The organism is Flavobacterium sp. TAB 87, assembly GCF_001529295.1.
Taxonomy (GTDB): domain Bacteria; phylum Bacteroidota; class Bacteroidia; order Flavobacteriales; family Flavobacteriaceae; genus Flavobacterium.
Map to the genome: position 1 here is coordinate 395,902 of NZ_LLWK01000038.1, position 20,674 is coordinate 416,575.

Below are 20,674 nucleotides of genomic sequence, written 5' to 3' on the forward strand. Positions count from 1 at the left end.
TTTGCTTTATACCTCAACTCTTACTTGAAATTTATTTTTTTATTTGAACTTACACGTTCAAAATTTGCTCTAAAATTTTAATCGTAATCAAATACGTTGGTTTAACTCCCGTAGTTCCTAATCCTCCAGAAGCTAACGTACTTCCTGTTTCTAGTGGATTATCCGACGCGTAATACGCATATCTTACTTTTACGTTGTTGGGTATGCTCTTTCTAATTTTAGACGCTGATTGAATCGCTTTTTGATAGTACGAACCTTCCATCTCTAATCCGATTACTCCCCAAGTAGATTCATGAAAAAATTTAAGTAACTCTCGATTTTGCAATGAGGTTCCCAAAACAGTAACCATAGCACCTTCATAAACTGCAATTCCATTTCCTTCAAACATAGCTCCAGTTAATTCATTTTCGAAAAAATAATTATCTGCCGTTCCTTCGTTAATATGGGCAGTTGGAATCATAATGTCTCCTTTTCCTCCTTCTAAAATTCCTGCTTTACCCATAATCGAAACCGATTGTACGTTAAGTAACGTATCTTTTTTAAACGGTTTTAAAAGCTCATCAATCGTTTCGTAGGCTTGTTCCCCAAACGCATAATCCATGACGATAAGCACAGGTTTCGGATCCTCTAATTTTACATTTGCAAAAGCGGTGATACTCCAATCAATCTTGGCTGTATCAAAAATTTCAACATCAATATTAGTACCTGAAGTATCTGGTAAAAATAACATTCCGTTTTTTAGGGCGATATTTTCTACTTCTTTTCGAATGGCGCTTGCACCCGATTTGCTCAATTCTTCGTAAATAGTAAAATCTTCTTTACCTTTAAATTTAGGTCGCAAAATTGGCGTGGCAAAAATCGAATTCATCACACTGTGCATATTGGCACTAATAATATGAATGGGTCTGTCTAAAAGATTGTTGGCTTTTAAAACTTCTTTAATATTGGTTGCCCAAATTTCACCATGAATGTGATGTCCCAAACGCTCTCTAAGAATCGGACTGAACGTAATGGTTCTTTTATTATTATCTAATAATTCTTCAATAGCTAATTTCCCCAACCAATAAATGACGTGCAAGAAACGATCAGGAGCCTTTTCGGATCCAAAAGAATCGTAGATATCTAAAATTTCTTCGAATGTTCTGCCTAAAATATTAGCGGTATGCGAAATGGCAATTTCCTTATCCACTAAAGATAATTTTTTGCTTTGTTGTACGGCATATTCTAATTTCATCCAATCCCGAGATAGTTCGCCCGCCTCATCCAATAGCACTCGATTTCTAATTTTATGAGATTCTATGAAAATGAACGTCAAATGGGTTAAAATGTCATAAATATCAGAGCGTCCGCGCGTAATTTCAACGTTCATTTGCTCTTCATCTATACGGTAACAGTTGCGTCTTCTTTTTGGAGGAACAATGGCTTCAAAATGCGATTTAGAATAACCCTCATCTGACGTTAAATTGATAAAACGACATTCTTCAATACCAATAGGTAAACGTTCCATTACATACAACAAGCCATTTAATTCGACTTTTTCGTCACCAATAAAGCCATAAATTTCTGGTCGCAATGCTAATAATGCTTCTCGCAAAGTATCTCCAGAAACGCCCATTGGTTTGTAGAAACCACGGTTGAACAAATGACGCATCGTAATGTACATTTTTTCAATTGCTGCTGATGATTCTTGTGCTCTTGATCTTGATATGTGTTTGGTCTCTGCCATAATTTTATAATTTCTGAACTTTGCTTATAGAAAGCATAAGTTTTATGATTTTTTTTGATTTAAATTACGAATTTACTAAAAATGTATTTGAAATAAGTCGAAGTTTTATCAATTATAGTACGTTCAAATAAAAGCGAATAGAATTATAGCACTTCCAGCACATCTGCAATCGTACGATTGTCTGCTAAACGCGGAATTTTATTTTGACCACCCAGCTTTCCAACCGATTTCATGTAATTTTCAAAACCGTGTAAAGCCACTTTAGAAACAACTACTTTGCGTAAAATATTTCCAGTAATTAGATCGTCGTAATAAATATTTTGCTTGCGCATCGCGGCATCTAATTTTTCTGAAAATAATACCATGTCTTCTGGTTCATTTTCAAACTCAATAAACCACTCGTGGTACGGAAGTCCCGAAATTGGATTAATTTGAGGCGCCACTGTAAACTCATTAATTCGAACACTTGTTCCTTCCATTGCTTCTTTCATGGCATTCTCTACCTCATTGCTAATAACATGCTCACCAAAGGCAGAAATGTAATGTTTGATGCGGCCCGAAACGATAATGCGGTGCGGTTTTAGATTAGTAAACTTTACGGTATCCCCAATATTGTAAGCCCAAAGTCCCGCATTGGTTGATACAATCATAACGTAATTAACGCCAATTTCTACATCGGCTACGCCTAAACGTTTTGGATTCTCATCAAAAAATTCATCACTTTTAATGAATTCATAAAAGATACCACTGTTTAACAACAGCAACATTCCTTTTTGTGTCTGCGTATCTTGATAAGCAAAAAATCCTTCAGAAGCTGGAAACATCTCAATACTGTCTACTTTTCTACCAATTAAATTTTCAAACTTCGCTCGATACGGTTCGTAATTGACACCACCATAAATGAATAATTGAAAATTTTTGAATAAATCTCCGACTTTTTTCCCACCGCTTTTTTCTCGTAAGCGTTCAAAGTACATTTGTACCCAAGACGGAATTCCAGAGATCAAGGTCATGTCTTGTTCAATGGTTTCTTCGACAATGGCATCAATTTTAGTTTCCCAATCTTCAATGCAATTCGTATCCCAAGAAGGCAGTCTGTTTTTTTGTAGATATTTCGGAACAAAATGTGCTCCAATTCCAGACAAACGGCCAAATTTGATTCCGTATTTTTCAACCAATATCGGACTGCCTTGCAAGAAAATCATTTTGCCGTCTACAAAATTAGCATTACCTGTTTCATAGATATAGTGCAAAATCGCATTGCGAGATGCTTCAATATGAAACGGCATCGATTCTTTGGTAAGTGGAATGTACTTTGCTCCCGAAGTGGTACCAGAAGTCTTAGCAAAATACAAAGGTTTACCTTTCCAAAGGATATCTTTTTCGCCCAAACGAACTTTTTCAATATAGGGTTTTAAATCTTCGTAATCACGAATGGGTACGCGTTTGCGAAAATCACTTATTGTCTTTATTTTATCAAAACCGTGGTCTTTTCCGAACTCCGTTTCTGCAGCATCTCTAATTAAACTTTGAAAAACTTCTACTTGTGTTTCCACAGGTTTATTAGCCCAAGCACGCGTCTGATAGTATATTTTACTGGCAAATAATTTTGCCGCTATAGCTTTTATTGACATTTTAAGAACTAATTATTTAGTGTTTTTAGTTTTCTTTTTTGAAGCTTTTGCACTTGACTCTTTTGCCGCCTTCTCCTCTTTCTCTACTTCTGCTCGCAATTGCAACTCGGCAGCAGTAGCTTGCATATCTTCTTCGGGAACGACTAATTCCTCGTTGGCCAAAATAGAATCTTTATTAAATTTAGCATACTCTAACTCTCCCGTTAAGACTTTTTGAATCGATTTTATATACAACTCATTTTGATGTAAAACAGTTGTTAACGAATCTGATTTTAGAGCTAGCTCTGTTGCATTCTTTTTTAATTCGGTAGAAGAATAACCCGGAATGTATTCTCGCAAGGGCGTAAAGGCAATGATGAAAGTAGTAATTGATACCAAGAAAATAGCGCCTAGAGTAAGCGTCACAAAAACGTTCATCAAATTAAGCTTAAAAGAAAAAATTTCTTCAAAAGTATCTTCGTTCAATATTACCAATCGGTTTTTATTGAATAAACGTTTTTTTATAGTGGCTCTTTTCTTTTTTTTCTTTGGCATTATGGTACTTTATTCTGGCAAATATAATAATTTATAGCCGTCTTAAAACTTTGAAAAAAGATTATAACTAAAGATAAAATAGTAATTTATCAAATATTTAACGTACTCAAAAAAAAATATTTGGCCTCAAATGCAATTATATATAAGTAATTCTGTATACCTTTGCAGGACTTTATATCAATTTGCTTCGGCATATTAAATATTTCAATCATGGGAAGATTTGGTGTTACAGAAATCCTTGTTATTCTAGCAGTTGTACTATTGCTTTTTGGAGGTAAAAAAATTCCGGAATTAATGAAAGGTTTAGGAAGCGGAATCAAAGAATTCAAAAACGCTGCTAAAGACGAACAAACTACGGCTAAAAAAGAGGAGACTCCAGAGTAATTCTTTTTTAATAAAAAATAAAATTCCAAATTCTCATTGTACGCAATAAGAGTTTGGAATTTTTATTTTAAAGATTATTTATATTATCATCGTTAACTGAATGCGCTTTCGGTCTTCATCTACTTCAGTAACTTTTACCTCAACATGTTGGTGTAACTTTACAACTTCATTGACATCGCTCACAAATCCGGCTTTTAGTTGCGAAATATGCACGAGTCCACTTTCTTTAACGCCAATATCCACAAAACAGCCAAAATTGGTTATGTTATTGACAATTCCAGGTAAAATCATTCCGGTTTTCAAATCTTTTATTGTTTTCACATTTGGGTCAAATTCAAATACTTTGGCTGATTTCCTTGGATCTAAACCTGGTTTTTCTAATTCCTTAATAATGTCCTTTAACGTTAATAAACCAATTTCTGTGGTAATGTAATTTTCGGGCTTAATTAAAGCCGTCTTTTCTTTATTGGCAATCAATTCAGTTACTTTCAGTTTTAGATCTTTTGCCATTTTCTCCACAATCGAATATGCCTCGGGATGTACGGCAGAGTTATCTAGCGGATTTTTAGCATTCGAAATTCGAATAAAAGCGGCTCCTTGCTGATAGGCTTTTTCTCCCAAACGAGGCACTTTTTTTAATTGTTTTCTATCTTCAAACGGACCATTTTCCGAACGGTACTTCACAATATTTTCAGCGAGTTTCTCTCCAATTCCACTTACATAACTCAACAAGTGTTTACTAGCGGTATTGATATTTACACCAACCGAATTTACGCAACGCACAACCGTAGTATCCAATTCATCTTTTAATTTAGATTGATCTACATCGTGCTGGTACTGCCCAACTCCAATTGCTTTTGGATCAATTTTTACCAACTCCGCCAAAGGATCAGACAGACGTCTTCCGATAGAAACCGATCCACGAACGGTAACATCATAATCAGGAAATTCTTCCCTAGCAATTTTAGACGCCGAATATACTGAGGCTCCAGCTTCTGAAACAATAAAAACTTGAACCGGTTTATCAAAGGCTATTTTTTTAATAAAGAATTCTGTCTCTCGTGAAGCCGTTCCATTTCCAATTGAAATGGCATCAATTTTATAAGAATTTACCATCGAACGAATTTTTTTCATAGCCATCGCTTCTTCCTTTTGAGGTGCGTGCGGATAAATGGTTTCGTTGTATAATAAATCACCTTTTTCATCCAAACACACAATTTTACAACCGCTTCTAAAACCAGGATCGATAGCCAAAATTCGCTTTTCTCCCAAAGGCGGCGCCAACAACAACTGCCCTAAATTGTTCGCAAAAACCTGAATCGAATTGGCATCGGCTTTCGTTTTAGCGTCTTGTAAAGTTTCGTTAGAAATGGCCGGTTGCAACAACCGTTTGTAACTGTCTTCAATAGCCAACTGCAAATGTGGTGTGGTATTGTTTTGCTTTTTAATGATGATTTCATCAATGATATCATAGGCTTCATCAATATCGGTCTCAATTTTTAATTTAATATAACCTTCTTTTTCTGCACGCAACATCGCCATCAATCGATGTGCAGGTGCTTTGGATAATGGCTCTGCCCATTCAAAATATTGGGTAAACTTTTGTGCGGCTTCATCGTCTTTTTTACTCTTCACTACTTTTGTAGTAACGACTGCTTTACGCTGGTACAAACGACGCAATTGCTGACGGACATAAATATTTTCATTAATCCACTCGGCAACAATTTCGCGCGCACCTTGCAACGCAGCGTCTTCGTTAATTATCGCTTCATTAACATACTGAGTGGCTAGAAAATCAACGTCATCATTGCCTTGGGACACAATAATTTTGGCTAAGGGCTCCAACCCGTTTTCACGAGCTACATCGGCTTTGGTTCGTTTTTTCTTTTTGTACGGCAAATACAAATCTTCGATATCTTGTAAATCAAAACTATGATCAATTTTTGCTTTTAATTCAACCGAAAGTTGCCCCTGCTCATCGATTGTTTTTAAAATCGTTTCTTTTCGTTTTACGATGGTTTCGTACTCTTTTTGAAGTTTGGCAATTTGTTCAATTACTACTTCATCCAAATTTCCAGTAACGTCTTTTCGATAACGGGAAATAAACGGAATGGTGCAATCTTCTGAAAGTAATTGTACTGTTTTTTGAATATTTATAGCCGCAGTTGCGACCGTTTTTGAAATGAATTGAATATTGTTCATTAGGAATAGCGGATTAAAAAGGAGTCTTTTTTACGTTACAAAACTGATGCTAAAATACTATCTTTAAATCTCAATCGAACTTCAATTATGATTTTATTCTATTCTTTTTTGCTCTTAAATTTAATTGCTTTTGTACTAATGGGATACGATAAAAATGCAGCAAAAACCCGTAGAAGTAGGATTCCAGAACAAGCACTTTTAACTTTTGTTTTACTTGGCGGAACGATTGGTTCTGGATTGGGCATGCTTGTTTTTAGACACAAAACAAGCAAGAAAAGCTATCTATGGAAATTTTGGATCATCGTAGTAATTCAAATAGTAATAGCCGTTGTTTATTTTAAATAGTAAAAAAGTAACTCTTTTTTTATGCACAGAAGTCAGCAAACGTTATTAGTAGGAATGTTCAACTGATAATAATTCCTCTGAAGCCTATTGTAAACTTAAACTAACTTTAGTTTTTTACTCCAATAAAATTGATGTAACATTCGGGCTGTGAATAGTTCATTTTAGATTGATGCCATATTTTAAAACCAGCATCGTTGAATAGCTTGGCATAGTTGTGAGAAAAAGAATTTTCAGAACCATATATTTCAGAATTTGGATTTTTTATAAAATCATGATCCAATCCTGTAGGCTCGATGGCAATAAAAATATTTTTTTTGAATTTATTTAGTGCGTCAAAAAATTCCTGTAATCTTGACTGCGTAAAATATTCTAAAACTCCTCTCGAGGTCACCACTATCATAGCGTTATGTCCGTTTTGCTTGATCCAATCAAAACCGTCGCAGGCTACAAATTCTAAATTTGAGCTGCCATTAAATAATTTTTTATTTGCTTCAATTTGAGAACTACTTAAGTCGATGCCAACAAATCGATCAATTTGCGGAAATTTAGAACTTAAATATTCCAAAATTGTACCATCTCCAGTACCAATTTCAACAAGCGTATGGTATTTTAGAGATTCATTTTGCAGTTGTTCTTGCAACAAATCAATCAAAAAAGAACAATTGGGTATAAAAAAAGTGTCTAGTACTTTATTATTAAATCCGCTAGAAAAATATTCTTCACCTCTGTTGATCCAATAATTTTCATGAAACTGAGAGAGCGTTTCAAAATCGTTCTTATTTTTAGCTTTTTGTAGTAAAGCATCTCGCATGAAGCGATCTCTTCGAGACAAATTCATGTCTATGGTCATTCCTTTATTCAGTAATTCATCTGCTTTTTTAGGAAGCATTGCAATTAGAATAGTGCCAATACTGTTTTTTAAAAGACGCTTCATTTTTCAATTTATTTTTAGGATAGGTTAACTATAAATAATAATAAATTGACTCGGGGCGGAGTTAAGGAGGTTCCATGCTATAAAACCTTACTTTAATTTTAAAACGCTGCTACTTATTGCAACTAATAGGTAGCAGCGCTAATTTTACTTATTGACAAGCAATTTTATTGACACGAGTTTGGTGTCTTCCACCTTCAAATTCGGTATTTAAAAACGTCTCTACAATTTCAACTGCTTGTTGAATCGAAGTATAACGCGCCGGAATACTTACAATATTAGCATCATTGTGTAAACGTGTTAAATAAGCAATTTCTTTAGTCCAACACAAACCAGCTCGAACACCAGCGTGTTTGTTAACAGTCATTGCAATTCCGTTACCACTACCACAAATAACGATTCCAAAATGGGCTTTGCCTTCAGTTACATCTGTTGCAACGGGATGTCCAAAATCAGGATAATCTACTGAATCTTCAGAATCTGTTCCGTAATTAGTTATTTCATGTCCTTTTGCTTGCAACATGGCTACAATTGCTTTTTTATACTCTGGTCCTGCGTGATCGTTTCCTATTGAAATTTTCATTTTAAAATACTATTTAGTTGTATCGACAAATTTAACCAAACAATTCAATAATTAATTATAACGATTTGTTTATTTGCAATTTAATTAAAGTCTATTCGATTGACAATTAAATATATACCCGTAAAAGTATATTTTTATTCCACTATAATTAACCTATTTTCAAATACTTACGTAATTATAAAAAAGATAAATTTATATAAAATATTGATAATCAGTGTATAATATATATTTTAATTGTTAATTTTTTACAATGTTAATAGTAAAAGCTAACGAGTTGATACTCAGTTTACCTTACGTTAATATTAATTGTTAATAAGTATGGATAGAATATTAGAAGTTTTTTTTGGTTGTTTGATTTTTTTACCTAATCCAAAACTGCAATTAGAAATCCTAATAAAGTTTACTGATTTTTTAGAATAGTTATCAATACTTAAAAGTAGTTTATCAACATAAAACGCTAGGTGAAGTTATCTACAAAATCATTTGTTTTTAGGTTATCAACGATTGTTAATAGCAATCTAAAAAGTGTTTAAAATGAAACCATTAACTCCAATTAGCTATGTTGATAACTCTAAATAAAGAAGCAAAACTTAATATCACACTCTTTTTTCAAAATTTTATAGCCACTATTAACAAGCCATAATAACCACCAAAAATTAATTAAATTTAAAATTTCTTTTTTGTTGTATTTAATATATGTTGACAACTTTTGAAATTTTAGAAAAAAGAGAAAATAAAAATTGGATTAAATTGGACAGTAGTTTGAAATTTTAGAATTGATTCTGAAATTTGAAAGTGATTATCGGTTGCAACTAAAAATGAAGTAGAAGTTGCATGTAATTTTGATTTCAAACGATTCGAAGCGGATTGTTTAAATTGTCGATGAATGTTTGAACGCGTTCAAAATCGCTATGGTGTATTTTAAGTTTAATACCGCCCAAAGCATTTGCGTAAAAGGGAACGATAGATAATGTGGTTTCGTTTTCAAAAAAATACGGAATTTCATCTTGTTCTAATAAATGTTTTAGAACAACAGTTTCGTGTTGATAATTGAAAATTGCTATAGTTTTAAAGCCTTTCATAACACTGTTTTTATAAATTCAGGAGTTATATTTTTAATAAATGTACTCGTTAAAATCCGTAATCTGATATCTTCTTCGTAATTTTAAACTTTATAAGAAAAGATATATGAGTAAGAAAATTAGAAAGCCGATAAAAAACGAAAAAGATTTTTCGGATAAAATAATTAAAATTTTATCGCAAAATGCTAATAAACCATTCAACTACAAACAAATAGGAGCTAAGTTAGAATTGGACGATACCCAAAGTCGCAATCAAATTATAAAGGATTTAAAAATTCTTGCCGCTCAAAATAAGATAATTGAATCAGAACCAGGAGCTTATTTAATCAAAGCAGTAAGCCAAGATTATTACGAAGGAACCATTGATATGACAAGCCGTAAGACGGCTTATTTTATTTGTGAAGATTTCGCAGAAGATGTATTTATTCCGACTAATAATTTGAATCGTGCGTTAGACAAAGACAAAGTAAAAGTCTATGTCTACAACCGTAGAAAAGGAAAGCGACCTGAAGGAGAAGTAATTGAAGTAATTGAGAGAAACAAAACAGAATTTGTGGGTGTGATTGACATTCAACCCAACTTTGCGTTTGTTTCGACGGCCAATCCAAAAATGTATACCGATATTTTTATTCCAAAAGATAAATTTGGTGATGCTGAAAATGGCGATGTTGTTTTGGTGGTCATTGAAGACTGGAAAAAACGTGCTGATAGCCCATTTGGAGCTGTTATAAAGGTTCTTGGTAAACCAGGTGAACACAATACAGAGATGCATGCAATTTTGGCTGAATACGGCCTTCCTGCAGATTTTCCGATTGAGGTAGAAGTATTCGCGCAAAAAATTGATACGTCAATTACTGAAAGCGAAATTGCCAAACGTCGGGACATGCGCGACACGTTGACCTACACGATTGACCCAAAAGATGCAAAAGATTTTGATGACGCACTTTCCTTTAAAAAATTAGAAAATGGCAACTTCGAAATCGGAATTCATATTGCCGATGTTTCTTATTATTTAGAAGAAGGAACTATTTTAGACGATGAAGCGTATCAAAGAGCAACCTCGGTTTATTTAGTTGATAGAGTGGTACCGATGTTGCCCGAAGTATTATCTAACTTTGCCTGTTCGTTGCGTCCAGATGAAGAAAAATATACTTTCTCGGCCGTTTTTGAAATTTCACCTCAAGCGCAAGTAGTGAACCAGTGGTTTGGTAGAACGGTAACGTTATCCAACCAACGTTTTGCGTATGAAGAAGCACAGTACATCATTGAAACCAAAGACGATGTTATTCCAGAAGAAATTTCTATTACTGGATCTTCGTATAAAGTTTCAGAAGAATTAGTGGAAGCGACTATAAAATTAGATGAATTAGCTAAAATTCTTCGTAAAAAACGAATGGCAAATGGCGCAATTTCTTTTGATAAAGTTGAAGTGAAATTTGATTTAAATGAAGAAGGAGAACCAGAGGGCGTTTATTTTAAAGTATCTAAGGATGCCAATCATTTGATTGAAGAATTCATGCTTTTAGCCAATCGTAAAGTAGCAGAATACATTGGTAAGCAGAAGAAAACATTTATTTATCGCATACACGATGAACCAAATGAAGATAAATTAATAGCCATGCAAACTGTAATTGCAAAGTTTGGTTATAAAATTGATTTTAGGAATAAAGGAGATATTTCCAAATCACTGAATGCTTTGATGGAACAAGCAAATGGATCAAAAGAACAAAATTTAATTGATACGTTAGCCATTCGAAGTATGAGTAAAGCCAAATATTCGACTGATAATATTGGTCATTATGGATTGGCTTTTGACTATTATTCTCATTTTACGTCACCAATTCGTCGCTATCCTGATGTTATGGTACACCGTTTGTTACAGTTTTATTTAGATGGAGGAACTTCAGTAGATGAAGATTTGTACGAAACCAAATCGTTGCACTGTTCTAGTATGGAAAGTTTAGCATCTAGTGCAGAGCGTGACAGTATTAAGTACATGCAAGTTAAATATATGCAAGATCATCAGCATGAAGAATTCTTGGGAGTTATTTCGGGTGTTACCGAATGGGGAATTTACGTTGAAATTGTGGCCAACAAGTGTGAAGGTATGGTGCGTATTCGTGAAATAAAAGACGATTATTATACGTTCGATGAAAAGCAATATGCTATGGTTGGTGCAACTTCAGGAAAAATTTTACAATTAGGAGACGAAATTTATGTGAAGGTTAAAAATGCAGATTTAGTTAAAAAACAACTGGATTTTCATTTTCTGAGAAGAGCAGGAGAATAATAAATTTAATTAAAGTGAATATGAAAAAGATACTAATTGGAATTGCAATTTTATTTGTTCAAGTTTCTTTTGCACAAGTTTCAAAAGAGTTAGGCGAGTTTAGTGAAATAAAGGTTTTTGATCAATTAAGTGTCCAACTAATTCAATCTTCAACTAATAAAATTGACATTACAGGCGATCGCAGTGATGAAGTAGAAGTAGTGAATAAAAATGGACAACTGAAAATTAGAATGCCGTTTCCAAAATTACTTTCAGGAAATAATATGAGCATCAAACTTTATTACAAGCGTATTGAAAGAATTGATGTGAATGAGGGAAGTATTGCACACTCGAAAGAAACGTTTAAACAAACCGCTTTTGAAGTTAGTGCACAAGAAGGCGCAAGGGTAGAAGTGAATTTAGAGGTGGATAAGGTAAAAGTAACAGCTGTTTCTGGCGGAATTGTCAATATTAGTGGTTCTGCTACCAATCAGTCGGCAAGTTTAGGCGCTGGTGGTATCTTAGAAGCTAAAAATTTGCTAACTTCTCAAACGGCTGTTAGTGTTTCGGCTGGCGGTCATGCCGAAGTTAACGCTTCCATTTTAGTTGATGCAAAAGTAAGTGCTGGTGGATCGATCTATATTTATGGCAAGCCAGAACAAATTAACAAGAAGACCGTTTTAGGTGGCCGAATTGAAGAAAAATAATAATTTTTTTGAATGATAAATGATATTTTAGCCGGAGTTCCATGGGGAATTTTCCTCAGTTTTATGATTGGTCCTGTCTTTTTTATATTACTTGAAACAAGTATTACAAAAGGGTTTAGGGCCGCTCTGGCTTTTGACTTGGGTGTGGTTTTAGGAGATGTGTTTTTTATAGCCATTGCATATTTAGGGAGTTATCGATTGATTAAAAGTTTAGAAGATAAACCTGCTTTATTTATTTTTGGAGGTATAATTATGTTAGCTTATGGTATCATTTCTTTTATGAAATTAAAAAAAGTGAAACCGATTAATCTTGAAGAAATTGACCGTGATATTTTAAAGCGCGACTACGCTTCACTATTTGCAAAAGGTTTTGTTTTAAATGTGATCAATGTTGGTGTGTTAGGCTTTTGGATGGCGATAATTATTTCGGTAGGGCCAAAATTAGAGATGCAAACATCAAGGATGATAACTTTCTTTACTGCGGTTATTGTGAGTTATTTGATTGTTGATTGCCTTAAAATACTACTGGCCAAACAATTAAAATCTAAAATGACGCCGACTAATATTCTTAAAATCAAAAAAGGAATTAGCGTAGTGTTAATGGTTTTCGGAGTAGTTTTAATTGTTCAAGGTTGGTTTCCAAAAGAAAAGGAAATGGTAAAAAATGCTTTTGAACACATTAAGAAAGAGTAATTCTTTAGATAATTATAAGGAGTAAGCCTTTCCATTGGAGAGGCTTTTTTTATGCGCTAGAGTGCAGTCAATTTTGTAGTTCTCACGAAGAAAAAATCGCTGTAAAATTTTTGTATAATAAGAATATCTTATTACCAATAAGACAAAAAAAAACCCTCAAATTGCTTTGAAGGTTTTAGAGGCATCGTCCGGATTCGAACCGGAGTAGGAGCTTTTGCAGAGCCCAGCCTAGCCACTCGGCCACGACGCCATTGTTATGGGTTGGCAAAAGTAACCAAAATCATCATAGTTAAAAAATATTTTCAAACTATTTTTTTAAAATTAAAGTTACTGCATTATTTTAGAATACCTATATTCTTTTAATTTTATGGTAACCGACTCAACATCACCACCAATAGGAGGATTAATCTTTGAAACTTCTACAATAGTTTTTTGTACCATTGGTAGTTCGGCTAATACTCTCGTATTTATTCTTTTGGCGACATGTTCCAGTAATTGAGATCGAATTGCCATTTCTTCCACTACAATACGGTTTAAATGCACATAATCGACTGTATCTCCCAAATGATCGGTTAGTGTTGATTCTTCTAAATTAGCATCTACAGTGAGATTAACTGCGTAATCAGAACCAATTTTACCTTCTTCTATTAAACAACCGTGATAAGAAAAGGTTCTAATATTTTTTAATTTGATGGTACTCATAATGAATTGAATTTTACGTTGAATTTTCAAAGGTTAACAAGCTAGTTTTAGCTTTAAAGCTTGCTGCTTTTTTTTATCTTTGCTAAAATTATACAAAATTATGGCAGCAGAAGAGAAATCACTTCATTTTATAGAACAAATCATTGAAGAGAATTTAAGCAATGGTTTTTCGCAAGATAAATTGCGTTTTCGTTTTCCACCAGAACCTAATGGATACTTGCATATTGGCCATGCAAAATCGATATGCTTGAATTTTGGATTGGGATTGCGTTACAATGCGCCTGTTAACTTGCGTTTTGATGACACCAATCCAGCCAAAGAGGAACAAGAGTATGTTGATGCTATTAAGGAAGATCTACAGTGGTTGGGCTTTAAATGGGCTGAAGAACGATATGCTTCTGATTACTTTCAGCAATTGTATGATTGGGCTGTGGTAATGATTAAAAATGGTAAAGCGTATGTCGACAGTCAATCTTCTGAAGACATGGCCATTCAAAAAGGAACACCAACGCAGCCAGGAGTGGATGGACCGTATAGAAACCGTTCTATTGAAGAAAATTTACAATTGTTTGAAGCAATGAAAAATGGTGATTTCCCAGAAGGAAGTCATGTTCTTCGTGCTAAAATAGATATGACATCAACAAATATGTTGATGCGCGATCCGTTAATGTACCGTGTTTTACACCGCCACCACCATCGTTCAGGAAATAAATGGTGCATTTATCCAATGTATGATTTTGCACATGGGGAAAGCGATTACATAGAAAGTGTTTCACATTCAATATGCACATTAGAATTTGTGATGCATCGCGAACTTTACAACTGGTTTTTAGATCAAATTTACGACGATACTAAAGTGCGTCCACATCAATATGAGTTTGCACGTTTGAATTTGAATTATACTGTAATGAGCAAACGAAAGTTGTTGCAATTGGTTCAAGACAATGTGGTTAATGGCTGGGATGATCCTAGAATGCCAACCATTTCAGGATTGAGAAGAAGAGGGTATACGGCCAATTCTATTCGTAAATTTTGTGAAACTATTGGTGTTGCGAAGCGCGAAAATATTATAAATGTTTCACTTTTAGATTTTTGCTTGAGAGAAGATTTAAACAAAACTGCACCTCGTGTAATGGCTGTTTTAGATCCGATAAAATTAACCATTACCAACTATCCGGCAGGAGCAGAGGAGTGGTTGGATGCCGAAAATAACCAAGAAGATGAAAGTGCTGGATTTAGAAAAGTACCTTTTTCAGGCGAATTGTACATTGAAAAAGAAGACTTTTTGGAAGAAGCGAGTGCTAAATTTTTTCGATTAACTATTGGAAAAGAAGTGCGTCTTAAAAATGGTTATTTGATTAAAGGTGAAAGCGTTGCCAAAGATGCAAGCGGAAACATAACTGAAATTTTTGCGACTTATGATCCTGATTCTAAAAGTGGAAGTGGGACAGAAGCAAGCCAAAGAAAAGTATCTGGAACTTTGCATTGGGTTTCTGTAAAACATGCTATTCCTGCTGAAGTTCGTTTGTACGATCGTTTGTTTTTAGATGAAGCGCCAGACAGTCACAAAGAGAAGAATTTCTTAGAATTTATCAATCCAAATTCACTAGAAGTTACAACAGGATTTGTAGAGCCAAGTTTGAAAGAAGCAAAAATTGGAACTCATTTTCAGTTTCAAAGAATGGGTTATTTTACTGTTGACAAGGATACCACTGATGGTAAATTAGTGTTTAATAAAACTGTTGGTTTAAAGGATGCTTGGGATGAGAAAGGTAAAAAAGAAGAAAATAGTATTAATAATTCGTTGAAAGATATCAACAAATATTTTAAAGTAGCAACCGAAGCAGAACGGTTGACTATTGAAGAAAGTATTGGTGGAAATATTAAAACGATTGCAAATTTTAGTTTGCTGCAAAATGCGTTCAAGAAAAACACCAACAATAATAAAAGTTCGCTGTTATTTAATCAATTTTTATTGAAATATACTTCTTTGCAAGTTTCGGATTTTGATGCGGAGGAATTGGAAAAATTATTTGCTTTATCATTTCGAAGTGAATCGTCGTTTGTTCGGTCTAAAGCAATGTTAAATTTAAGAGATTTGCAAATTCCGACAGCAATCAAAGTTGAAGTTATAAAGAATGTTAAAACTATTTACGAGAATCCTCCAAAAGGAGCGACGGAAGAAGAACTTCTAATCGTTGAAGAATTAATTTAGTAGTAAATAGATCGAATCTATCAAAAGTGCCTTTCGGGGCGCTTTTTTTTTATAATATGTTTTTCTTATCATAAAATAGATTTTAATAAACGTTATATATCATAAATGACCGTTCTATGTGAGTTTTAAGATCATTTTAAAAATACCTAAGCATAATTTGACGCCTATTGTTTTTCGATCAAATTAGCGCTTTTAAAATCAGTTTGGTGTTTATTTAAACGTAGATAGAAGGCCTTGTCCCTTTAAATTTTAGATATTTAGATTTCAAAGTAATTTTAGAATATTTCTTGAACAGTTTTCCAACAACTTGAACGAAAAATATTTTAAGGAGTTTTGAAAGTAACGAGGATCTAATTTAAATTTTAAGGAATTATTTTAAAAAAGTAATACGGCTTGTTAAAGTTGTACTAATGATTTTTCGTTCAAAATTTTGCAAATGAATTTTAGGTATCTTTATAAAGTACTTAAATTTTAAAATCATGTCAAAAGATAATACTATAGCACTATTGGCTATTGTTGCAGGCGCTGCAATTGGAGCTGGAATAGGAATTTTACTAGCGCCAGAGAAAGGATCTCTTACGAGGAAACGCGTAAAGGGAGGTGTAGACGATTCAATTCAGAAATTAAAAGAAAATTTACAAACGACCGCTCAAGCTTTACAAGAAAAATTAAATTATGCTAAACAGGATCCGAAAGCAAATTATAGCGAATTGCTATCCACGATGAATTACAAAACGGACGACGATACGTTATTTATATAAAACTAGATAATACTTGTTAAATTTTAGCTAACGATTGAGTAATCAACTTTTTCATGGTTATTTTTCCCTACCTTTATTAGGTACTTAAAACTTAAATATTATGTCAAAAAATACAGGAATAACAGTATTAGCGCTTGTTGCAGGTGCTGCAATAGGAGCAGCAGTAGGAATTTTATTAGCACCAGATAAGGGCACAGTAACGAGAAAACGTTTGAAAGAGGGTTATGATGATACTGCGCACAGTTTAAAAGATACTTTAGGAGCAACCGCTGAAGCATTGCGTGGAAAATTAAGTACTGCAAAAAAAGACGCAGAAGAAACTTATGAAGATTTACTTTCGAATATGAGTCATAAAACTGAGGATGTTATTTCTTTCTTAGAATCAAAACTCGCCGATTTAAAGGTTAAAAACGCAAAATTACAGCGTTAATACTTAAACTATAATTCAAAAGCACAAAGTTCGCTTGTTGTAGGTTTAATTTTCTTTGATTTATTAAGGAAACTGAACTACAATTAGCGAACTTTGTGCTTGTTTTGTTAATAACCTTAGAAAATGGATTTATGGCTTTTGAAGATTTAAAAGGGCATACAGATACTATTCAAGATCAAGCCAAAGTTTATTTTGAAAGTCATCTTGCCTATTACAAATTGTGGGGTTTTAAAGTTGCGATGAAATCAACTACTTTAATTTTTAAGTTTGTTTTAATTGGTTTGTGTCTTTCTATGGTCTTAGTATTTGCTTCGGTAGCTTTAGCATTTGCAATTAGCGCAGCCTTGGATAGTTACACCTTTGGATTTCTATCAGTAGGAGGGATGTATTTGGTAGTAGGTGTTTTATTATTTTTTATAAAAGATAAAATGGTGGAAGGACCAATTATTGAAAAATTCTCAGAAATCTTTTTTAATGATTAAGTTATGAACGTAAAAAAATATGCATCGTACGCAGAGATAGAAAATGAATTAGAAATTTTAAAACTTCAAAAAGAAATTAGTTATCAAAAGTTAATTCTTAGTTTGCAACAAACCAAACAGAGTTTGTCACCACAAAATGTAGTGTCAAATTTATTAAGTTCCTACACTGATTACTTTGCAAATAATTACAGCAAACTACTACAAATGGCAATACCATATGTTATAGGTGGGTTTATAAATAAAAAAAGAGGCTAAATTAATAGCCTCTTTTTTATTATTTTTTATGTTCCTCGTCTTCGTCTTTATCCGTTTCTGAAGTATCATAATCATAACCATGCTGAATTTCTCGAGGTTTTTCTTCGTGTTTATTTCTATTAGTTTTCTTCATCATTTCCCCCACTTGGTTGGATGCCGAAAACGATGCGACCATATTATTTAGCATTTCACTTCCTGCTTGTGGTGAATTTGGTAACAAAATTAAGTTAGAATTAGAGTCCGCACCAATTGCTTGCAACGTATCATAATGTTGCGTTACAACAATTAAAGCCGAAGCTTCCTGTGAATTGATGCCTACTTTATTTAAAACATCTACACTTTCTACTAATCCTCTTGCAATTTCACGACGTTGATCTGCAATACCTTGTCCTTGTAAACGTTTGCTTTCTGCTTCTGCTTTAGCCTTTGCAACGATTCTAATTCTCGATGCTTCTGCCTCAAATTCAGCTACCGTTTTTTCTCTATCAGCTGCATTAATTCTATTCATCGCATTTTTAACTTGAATGTCTGGATCAATATCCGTTACCAAGGTATTAATGATGTTGTAACCATACGTAGTCATTGCTTCGTTCAATTCTCTCTTTACTGCAACTGCAATATCATCTTTTCTCTCAAAAACATCATCTAATTTTAATTTTGGCACTTCTGCACGCACAACATCAAATACATAAGACGTAATTTGGTCGTGTGGATACTCTAATTTGTAAAATGCGTCATAAACGGTATCTTTTACCACCATAAATTGAACTGAAACTTTTAGTTTGACAAATACGTTATCCTTTGTTTTAGTTTCAATGACAACATCCAATTGTTGAATTTTTAAATTAACGCGTCCTGCAATTCTATCAATCATCGGAATTTTTAAATGCAATCCTGATTGTCTGGTGCTATGAAATTTTCCGAAACGTTCGACAATAATACTGGTTTGTTGCTTCACTGTAAAAAACGAAGACATCAAGATAAAGAAAGCAATAAATGCTATAATAATTAATGGAATCATAATTGTTTTTAATTAGGTTTTAGAAAAGGTCAAATTACGAAAATTCTTTCTTCTTTACGTATTAAATTCATTTTATAAAAAAAGCCAAGATTTCTTAATGTAAAGATTTCTTGGCTTTTGTATTTTTTTTTAACGGAGGTTATAAACTTGCTATTGCTTTCTTAATTCTTGAGGTAGTTTCTTCTTTTCCAATTATTTCAACAATGTCAAATAGGTGAGGACCTTTTAAAGCTCCGACTAAACTTAAACGAAATGGTTGCATCACTTTCCCCATTCCAATTTCGTTAGTAATCATCCATTCTTTTACTATTGTTTCGATATTTTGACTGGTAAAATCTTCGATTGTATGCAAGACAGAAATTAAATCGTGCATTAATTTTGGAGTTTCTTCTTTCCAATTTTTAGTTGCTTTTTCATCGTATGAAGTTGGAGCAAGGAAAAAGAAGTCACTTAGCTCCCAAAATTCAGAGACGAAATGAGCGCGTTCTTTAATTAAAGAAACGATGCGAGTTAATTCTATAAACGAATACGATTTTGTGTGCTCTTTTGTTTCTAAAATACCAGCAAAATTTTCTGCTAAATCAGTATCATTTTGCATCATCAAATGTTGATGGTTGAACCATTTGTTTTTTTCTGGATCAAATTTGGCTCCAGATTTATGTACTCTGTTTAAGTCGAAGGCGGCTACTAGTTCTTCTAAAGAAAATAATTCTTTATCTGTTCCATCGTTCCAACCCAATAAGGCCAAGAAGTTTATAACTGCTTCCGGAAAAAATCCTTTTTCTCTGTATCCTGATGATACTCCTTCTTCGGTTTTCCATTCTAAAGGAAACACAGGAAATCCTAGTTTGTCACCGTCTCTTTTTGAAAGTTTTCCGTTTCCGACAGGTTTTAATATTAAAGGTAAATGTGCAAATTCTGGAGCTTCCCAACCAAATGCTCTGTATAACAGAACGTGTAAGGGCATAGATGGCAACCATTCTTCACCGCGAATTACGTGCGAAGTTTCCATTAAATGATCATCAACAATATTTGCCAAATGATACGTTGGCATTCCGTCGCTTTTAAACAATACTTTATCGTCTAAAAGATTGGTATCAAATCTTACTTCTCCACGAATAATATCTTGCAGCACTAACGTTTCATTAACTGGAGTTTTAAAACGAATAACGTAATGTTCACCATTGGCAATTCTTTCGGCAGTTTCTTCTTTACTACCAACTAAAGAAGTATCTAATTTTTCACGATTGTGATGGTTGTAAATAAATGTTTTACCATCAGCTTCATGTTGTTTTCGGTGCGCATCTAAAGCGTCTGAAGTATCAAAAGCATAATAGGCCCAACCATTTTGAATCAAATCGTCGGCGTAATTTTGATAAATTGCCTTGCGATCACTTTGTCTATACGGACCAAATTTTTCGTTTTTACCAACTGTTTCATCAGGAGCAATTCCCAACCATTCCAACGCTTCCATAATATAAGCTTCAGCTCCAGGAACAAAACGGGTTTGATCAGTATCTTCGATTCTAAGGTAGAATACGCCATTATTTTTTTTGGCAAATAAATAATTGAATAGGGCAGTACGAACACCACCAATATGTAAAGGACCTGTTGGACTAGGTGCAAAACGCACACGAACTTGCTTAGACATTTTTTAGAATTTTGTTACAAAGATACAATTCTAATTAGAATAGGAGGGAAACGTTGGTACGAGATCA

20 protein-coding genes and 1 tRNA gene are annotated in these 20,674 nt (G+C 33.6%); 10 read left to right on the top strand and 11 right to left on the bottom strand.

Going from position 1 to position 20,674, the window contains the following annotated elements:
• Window positions 1–49: 49 nt before the first annotated feature.
• The 3 genes from AP058_RS13875 to AP058_RS13885 form a co-directional block, all read right to left on the bottom strand.
• On the bottom strand, window positions 50–1,726 hold the full coding sequence (locus tag AP058_RS13875; protein WP_066312119.1) for a hypothetical protein: 1,677 nt from the start codon (window positions 1,724–1,726) through the stop codon (window positions 50–52).
• 143 nt (window positions 1,727–1,869) lie between these two features.
• Window positions 1,870–3,360, bottom strand: coding sequence for a GH3 auxin-responsive promoter family protein (locus AP058_RS13880; RefSeq protein ID WP_066312122.1), 1,491 nt, complete (start codon window positions 3,358–3,360; stop codon window positions 1,870–1,872).
• A gap of 12 nt (window positions 3,361–3,372) precedes the next feature.
• Complete coding sequence (locus tag AP058_RS13885) at window positions 3,373–3,894, bottom strand: peptidase (RefSeq protein ID WP_066312123.1); 522 nt, start codon at window positions 3,892–3,894, stop codon at window positions 3,373–3,375.
• Between the two features lie 210 nt (window positions 3,895–4,104).
• Between AP058_RS13885 and AP058_RS13890 the strand changes: the two genes are divergently transcribed.
• The gene (locus AP058_RS13890; protein ID WP_066312127.1) at window positions 4,105–4,278 is read left to right on the top strand and encodes a twin-arginine translocase TatA/TatE family subunit; all 174 of its coding nucleotides are present in this window, start codon (window positions 4,105–4,107) and stop codon (window positions 4,276–4,278) included.
• A 78-nt stretch (window positions 4,279–4,356) separates the two neighbouring features.
• On the opposite strand, the gene AP058_RS13895 is transcribed toward AP058_RS13890, so the two are convergent.
• Complete coding sequence (locus tag AP058_RS13895; RefSeq protein WP_066312130.1) at window positions 4,357–6,480, bottom strand: Tex family protein; 2,124 nt, start codon at window positions 6,478–6,480, stop codon at window positions 4,357–4,359.
• Window positions 6,481–6,567: 87 nt separating this feature from the next.
• Between AP058_RS13895 and AP058_RS13900 the strand changes: the two genes are divergently transcribed.
• On the top strand, window positions 6,568–6,825 hold the full coding sequence (locus AP058_RS13900; RefSeq protein ID WP_066312133.1) for a DUF1294 domain-containing protein: 258 nt from the start codon (window positions 6,568–6,570) through the stop codon (window positions 6,823–6,825).
• Between the two features lie 106 nt (window positions 6,826–6,931).
• Here AP058_RS13900 and AP058_RS13905 read toward each other — a convergent pair whose 3' ends face one another.
• The 3 genes from AP058_RS13905 to AP058_RS13915 all read right to left on the bottom strand — a co-directional run bounded on the left by AP058_RS13905 (window position 6,932) and on the right by AP058_RS13915 (window position 9,421).
• On the bottom strand, window positions 6,932–7,759 hold the full coding sequence (locus AP058_RS13905) for a class I SAM-dependent methyltransferase (RefSeq protein ID WP_066312135.1): 828 nt from the start codon (window positions 7,757–7,759) through the stop codon (window positions 6,932–6,934).
• A gap of 148 nt (window positions 7,760–7,907) precedes the next feature.
• Entirely contained in the window at window positions 7,908–8,339 is a 432-nt protein-coding gene (gene rpiB / locus AP058_RS13910) for a ribose 5-phosphate isomerase B (RefSeq protein WP_066312136.1), read from the bottom strand.
• Between the two features lie 848 nt (window positions 8,340–9,187).
• Window positions 9,188–9,421, bottom strand: a complete 234-nt coding sequence (locus AP058_RS13915; RefSeq protein ID WP_066312141.1) for a hypothetical protein — start codon at window positions 9,419–9,421, stop codon at window positions 9,188–9,190.
• 106 nt (window positions 9,422–9,527) lie between these two features.
• Here AP058_RS13915 and rnr point away from each other — a divergent pair, with 106 nt between their 5' ends.
• Genes rnr through AP058_RS13930 form a run of 3 tightly spaced genes read left to right on the top strand, consistent with a single transcriptional unit; the run spans window position 9,528 to window position 13,090 of the window.
• Complete coding sequence (gene rnr, locus AP058_RS13920) at window positions 9,528–11,711, top strand: ribonuclease R (protein ID WP_066312143.1); 2,184 nt, start codon at window positions 9,528–9,530, stop codon at window positions 11,709–11,711.
• A gap of 20 nt (window positions 11,712–11,731) precedes the next feature.
• Window positions 11,732–12,397: a head GIN domain-containing protein gene (locus AP058_RS13925; protein WP_066312146.1), complete on the top strand. Its 666-nt coding sequence runs from the start codon at window positions 11,732–11,734 to the stop codon at window positions 12,395–12,397.
• A gap of 12 nt (window positions 12,398–12,409) precedes the next feature.
• Window positions 12,410–13,090: a LysE family translocator gene (locus AP058_RS13930; protein WP_066312148.1), complete on the top strand. Its 681-nt coding sequence runs from the start codon at window positions 12,410–12,412 to the stop codon at window positions 13,088–13,090.
• A gap of 179 nt (window positions 13,091–13,269) precedes the next feature.
• Here AP058_RS13930 and AP058_RS13935 read toward each other — a convergent pair.
• A tRNA-Cys gene (locus AP058_RS13935) sits at window positions 13,270–13,340 on the bottom strand.
• A gap of 77 nt (window positions 13,341–13,417) precedes the next feature.
• Complete coding sequence (gene folB / locus AP058_RS13940) at window positions 13,418–13,792, bottom strand: dihydroneopterin aldolase (protein ID WP_066312150.1); 375 nt, start codon at window positions 13,790–13,792, stop codon at window positions 13,418–13,420.
• Between the two features lie 100 nt (window positions 13,793–13,892).
• Here folB and AP058_RS13945 point away from each other — a divergent pair, with 100 nt between their 5' ends.
• The 5 genes from AP058_RS13945 to AP058_RS13965 all read left to right on the top strand — a co-directional run bounded on the left by AP058_RS13945 (window position 13,893) and on the right by AP058_RS13965 (window position 17,935).
• On the top strand, window positions 13,893–16,007 hold the full coding sequence (locus AP058_RS13945) for a glutamine--tRNA ligase/YqeY domain fusion protein (RefSeq protein WP_066312152.1): 2,115 nt from the start codon (window positions 13,893–13,895) through the stop codon (window positions 16,005–16,007).
• A 479-nt stretch (window positions 16,008–16,486) separates the two neighbouring features.
• On the top strand, window positions 16,487–16,768 hold the full coding sequence (locus AP058_RS13950) for a YtxH domain-containing protein (RefSeq protein ID WP_066312159.1): 282 nt from the start codon (window positions 16,487–16,489) through the stop codon (window positions 16,766–16,768).
• A 100-nt stretch (window positions 16,769–16,868) separates the two neighbouring features.
• Window positions 16,869–17,198 carry a YtxH domain-containing protein gene (locus tag AP058_RS13955; RefSeq protein ID WP_066312166.1) on the top strand — a complete coding sequence of 110 codons (330 nt, stop codon included), beginning with the start codon at window positions 16,869–16,871 and terminating at the stop codon, window positions 17,196–17,198.
• Window positions 17,199–17,329: 131 nt separating this feature from the next.
• Window positions 17,330–17,680: a phage holin family protein gene (locus AP058_RS13960; RefSeq protein WP_066312168.1), complete on the top strand. Its 351-nt coding sequence runs from the start codon at window positions 17,330–17,332 to the stop codon at window positions 17,678–17,680.
• 3 nt (window positions 17,681–17,683) lie between these two features.
• Window positions 17,684–17,935 carry a DUF6327 family protein gene (locus tag AP058_RS13965; protein ID WP_066312170.1) on the top strand — a complete coding sequence of 84 codons (252 nt, stop codon included), beginning with the start codon at window positions 17,684–17,686 and terminating at the stop codon, window positions 17,933–17,935.
• Window positions 17,936–17,954: 19 nt separating this feature from the next.
• On the opposite strand, the gene AP058_RS13970 is transcribed toward AP058_RS13965, so the two are convergent.
• Entirely contained in the window at window positions 17,955–18,956 is a 1,002-nt protein-coding gene (locus tag AP058_RS13970) for an SPFH domain-containing protein (protein WP_066312172.1), read from the bottom strand.
• 139 nt (window positions 18,957–19,095) lie between these two features.
• Complete coding sequence (gltX, locus tag AP058_RS13975) at window positions 19,096–20,607, bottom strand: glutamate--tRNA ligase (RefSeq protein WP_066312173.1); 1,512 nt, start codon at window positions 20,605–20,607, stop codon at window positions 19,096–19,098.
• Between the last annotated feature and the right edge of the window lie 67 nt (window positions 20,608–20,674).

Excerpts from the sequence above, each read along its gene's own strand:
- AP058_RS13875 (WP_066312119.1), bottom strand. The coding sequence starts at position 1,726 with ATGGCAGAGACCAAACACATATCAAGATCAAGAGCACAAGAATCATCA.
- AP058_RS13880 (WP_066312122.1), bottom strand. The coding sequence starts at position 3,360 with ATGTCAATAAAAGCTATAGCGGCAAAATTATTTGCCAGTAAAATATAC.
- AP058_RS13885 (WP_066312123.1), bottom strand. The coding sequence starts at position 3,894 with ATGCCAAAGAAAAAAAAGAAAAGAGCCACTATAAAAAAACGTTTATTC.
- AP058_RS13890 (WP_066312127.1), top strand. The coding sequence starts at position 4,105 with ATGGGAAGATTTGGTGTTACAGAAATCCTTGTTATTCTAGCAGTTGTA.
- AP058_RS13895 (WP_066312130.1), bottom strand. The coding sequence starts at position 6,480 with ATGAACAATATTCAATTCATTTCAAAAACGGTCGCAACTGCGGCTATA.
- AP058_RS13900 (WP_066312133.1), top strand. The coding sequence starts at position 6,568 with ATGATTTTATTCTATTCTTTTTTGCTCTTAAATTTAATTGCTTTTGTA.
- AP058_RS13905 (WP_066312135.1), bottom strand. The coding sequence starts at position 7,759 with ATGAAGCGTCTTTTAAAAAACAGTATTGGCACTATTCTAATTGCAATG.
- rpiB (WP_066312136.1), bottom strand. The coding sequence starts at position 8,339 with ATGAAAATTTCAATAGGAAACGATCACGCAGGACCAGAGTATAAAAAA.
- AP058_RS13915 (WP_066312141.1), bottom strand. The coding sequence starts at position 9,421 with ATGAAAGGCTTTAAAACTATAGCAATTTTCAATTATCAACACGAAACT.
- rnr (WP_066312143.1), top strand. The coding sequence starts at position 9,528 with ATGAGTAAGAAAATTAGAAAGCCGATAAAAAACGAAAAAGATTTTTCG.
- AP058_RS13925 (WP_066312146.1), top strand. The coding sequence starts at position 11,732 with ATGAAAAAGATACTAATTGGAATTGCAATTTTATTTGTTCAAGTTTCT.
- AP058_RS13930 (WP_066312148.1), top strand. The coding sequence starts at position 12,410 with ATGATAAATGATATTTTAGCCGGAGTTCCATGGGGAATTTTCCTCAGT.
- folB (WP_066312150.1), bottom strand. The coding sequence starts at position 13,792 with ATGAGTACCATCAAATTAAAAAATATTAGAACCTTTTCTTATCACGGT.
- AP058_RS13945 (WP_066312152.1), top strand. The coding sequence starts at position 13,893 with ATGGCAGCAGAAGAGAAATCACTTCATTTTATAGAACAAATCATTGAA.
- AP058_RS13950 (WP_066312159.1), top strand. The coding sequence starts at position 16,487 with ATGTCAAAAGATAATACTATAGCACTATTGGCTATTGTTGCAGGCGCT.
- AP058_RS13955 (WP_066312166.1), top strand. The coding sequence starts at position 16,869 with ATGTCAAAAAATACAGGAATAACAGTATTAGCGCTTGTTGCAGGTGCT.
- AP058_RS13960 (WP_066312168.1), top strand. The coding sequence starts at position 17,330 with ATGGCTTTTGAAGATTTAAAAGGGCATACAGATACTATTCAAGATCAA.
- AP058_RS13965 (WP_066312170.1), top strand. The coding sequence starts at position 17,684 with ATGAACGTAAAAAAATATGCATCGTACGCAGAGATAGAAAATGAATTA.
- AP058_RS13970 (WP_066312172.1), bottom strand. The coding sequence starts at position 18,956 with ATGATTCCATTAATTATTATAGCATTTATTGCTTTCTTTATCTTGATG.
- gltX (WP_066312173.1), bottom strand. The coding sequence starts at position 20,607 with ATGTCTAAGCAAGTTCGTGTGCGTTTTGCACCTAGTCCAACAGGTCCT.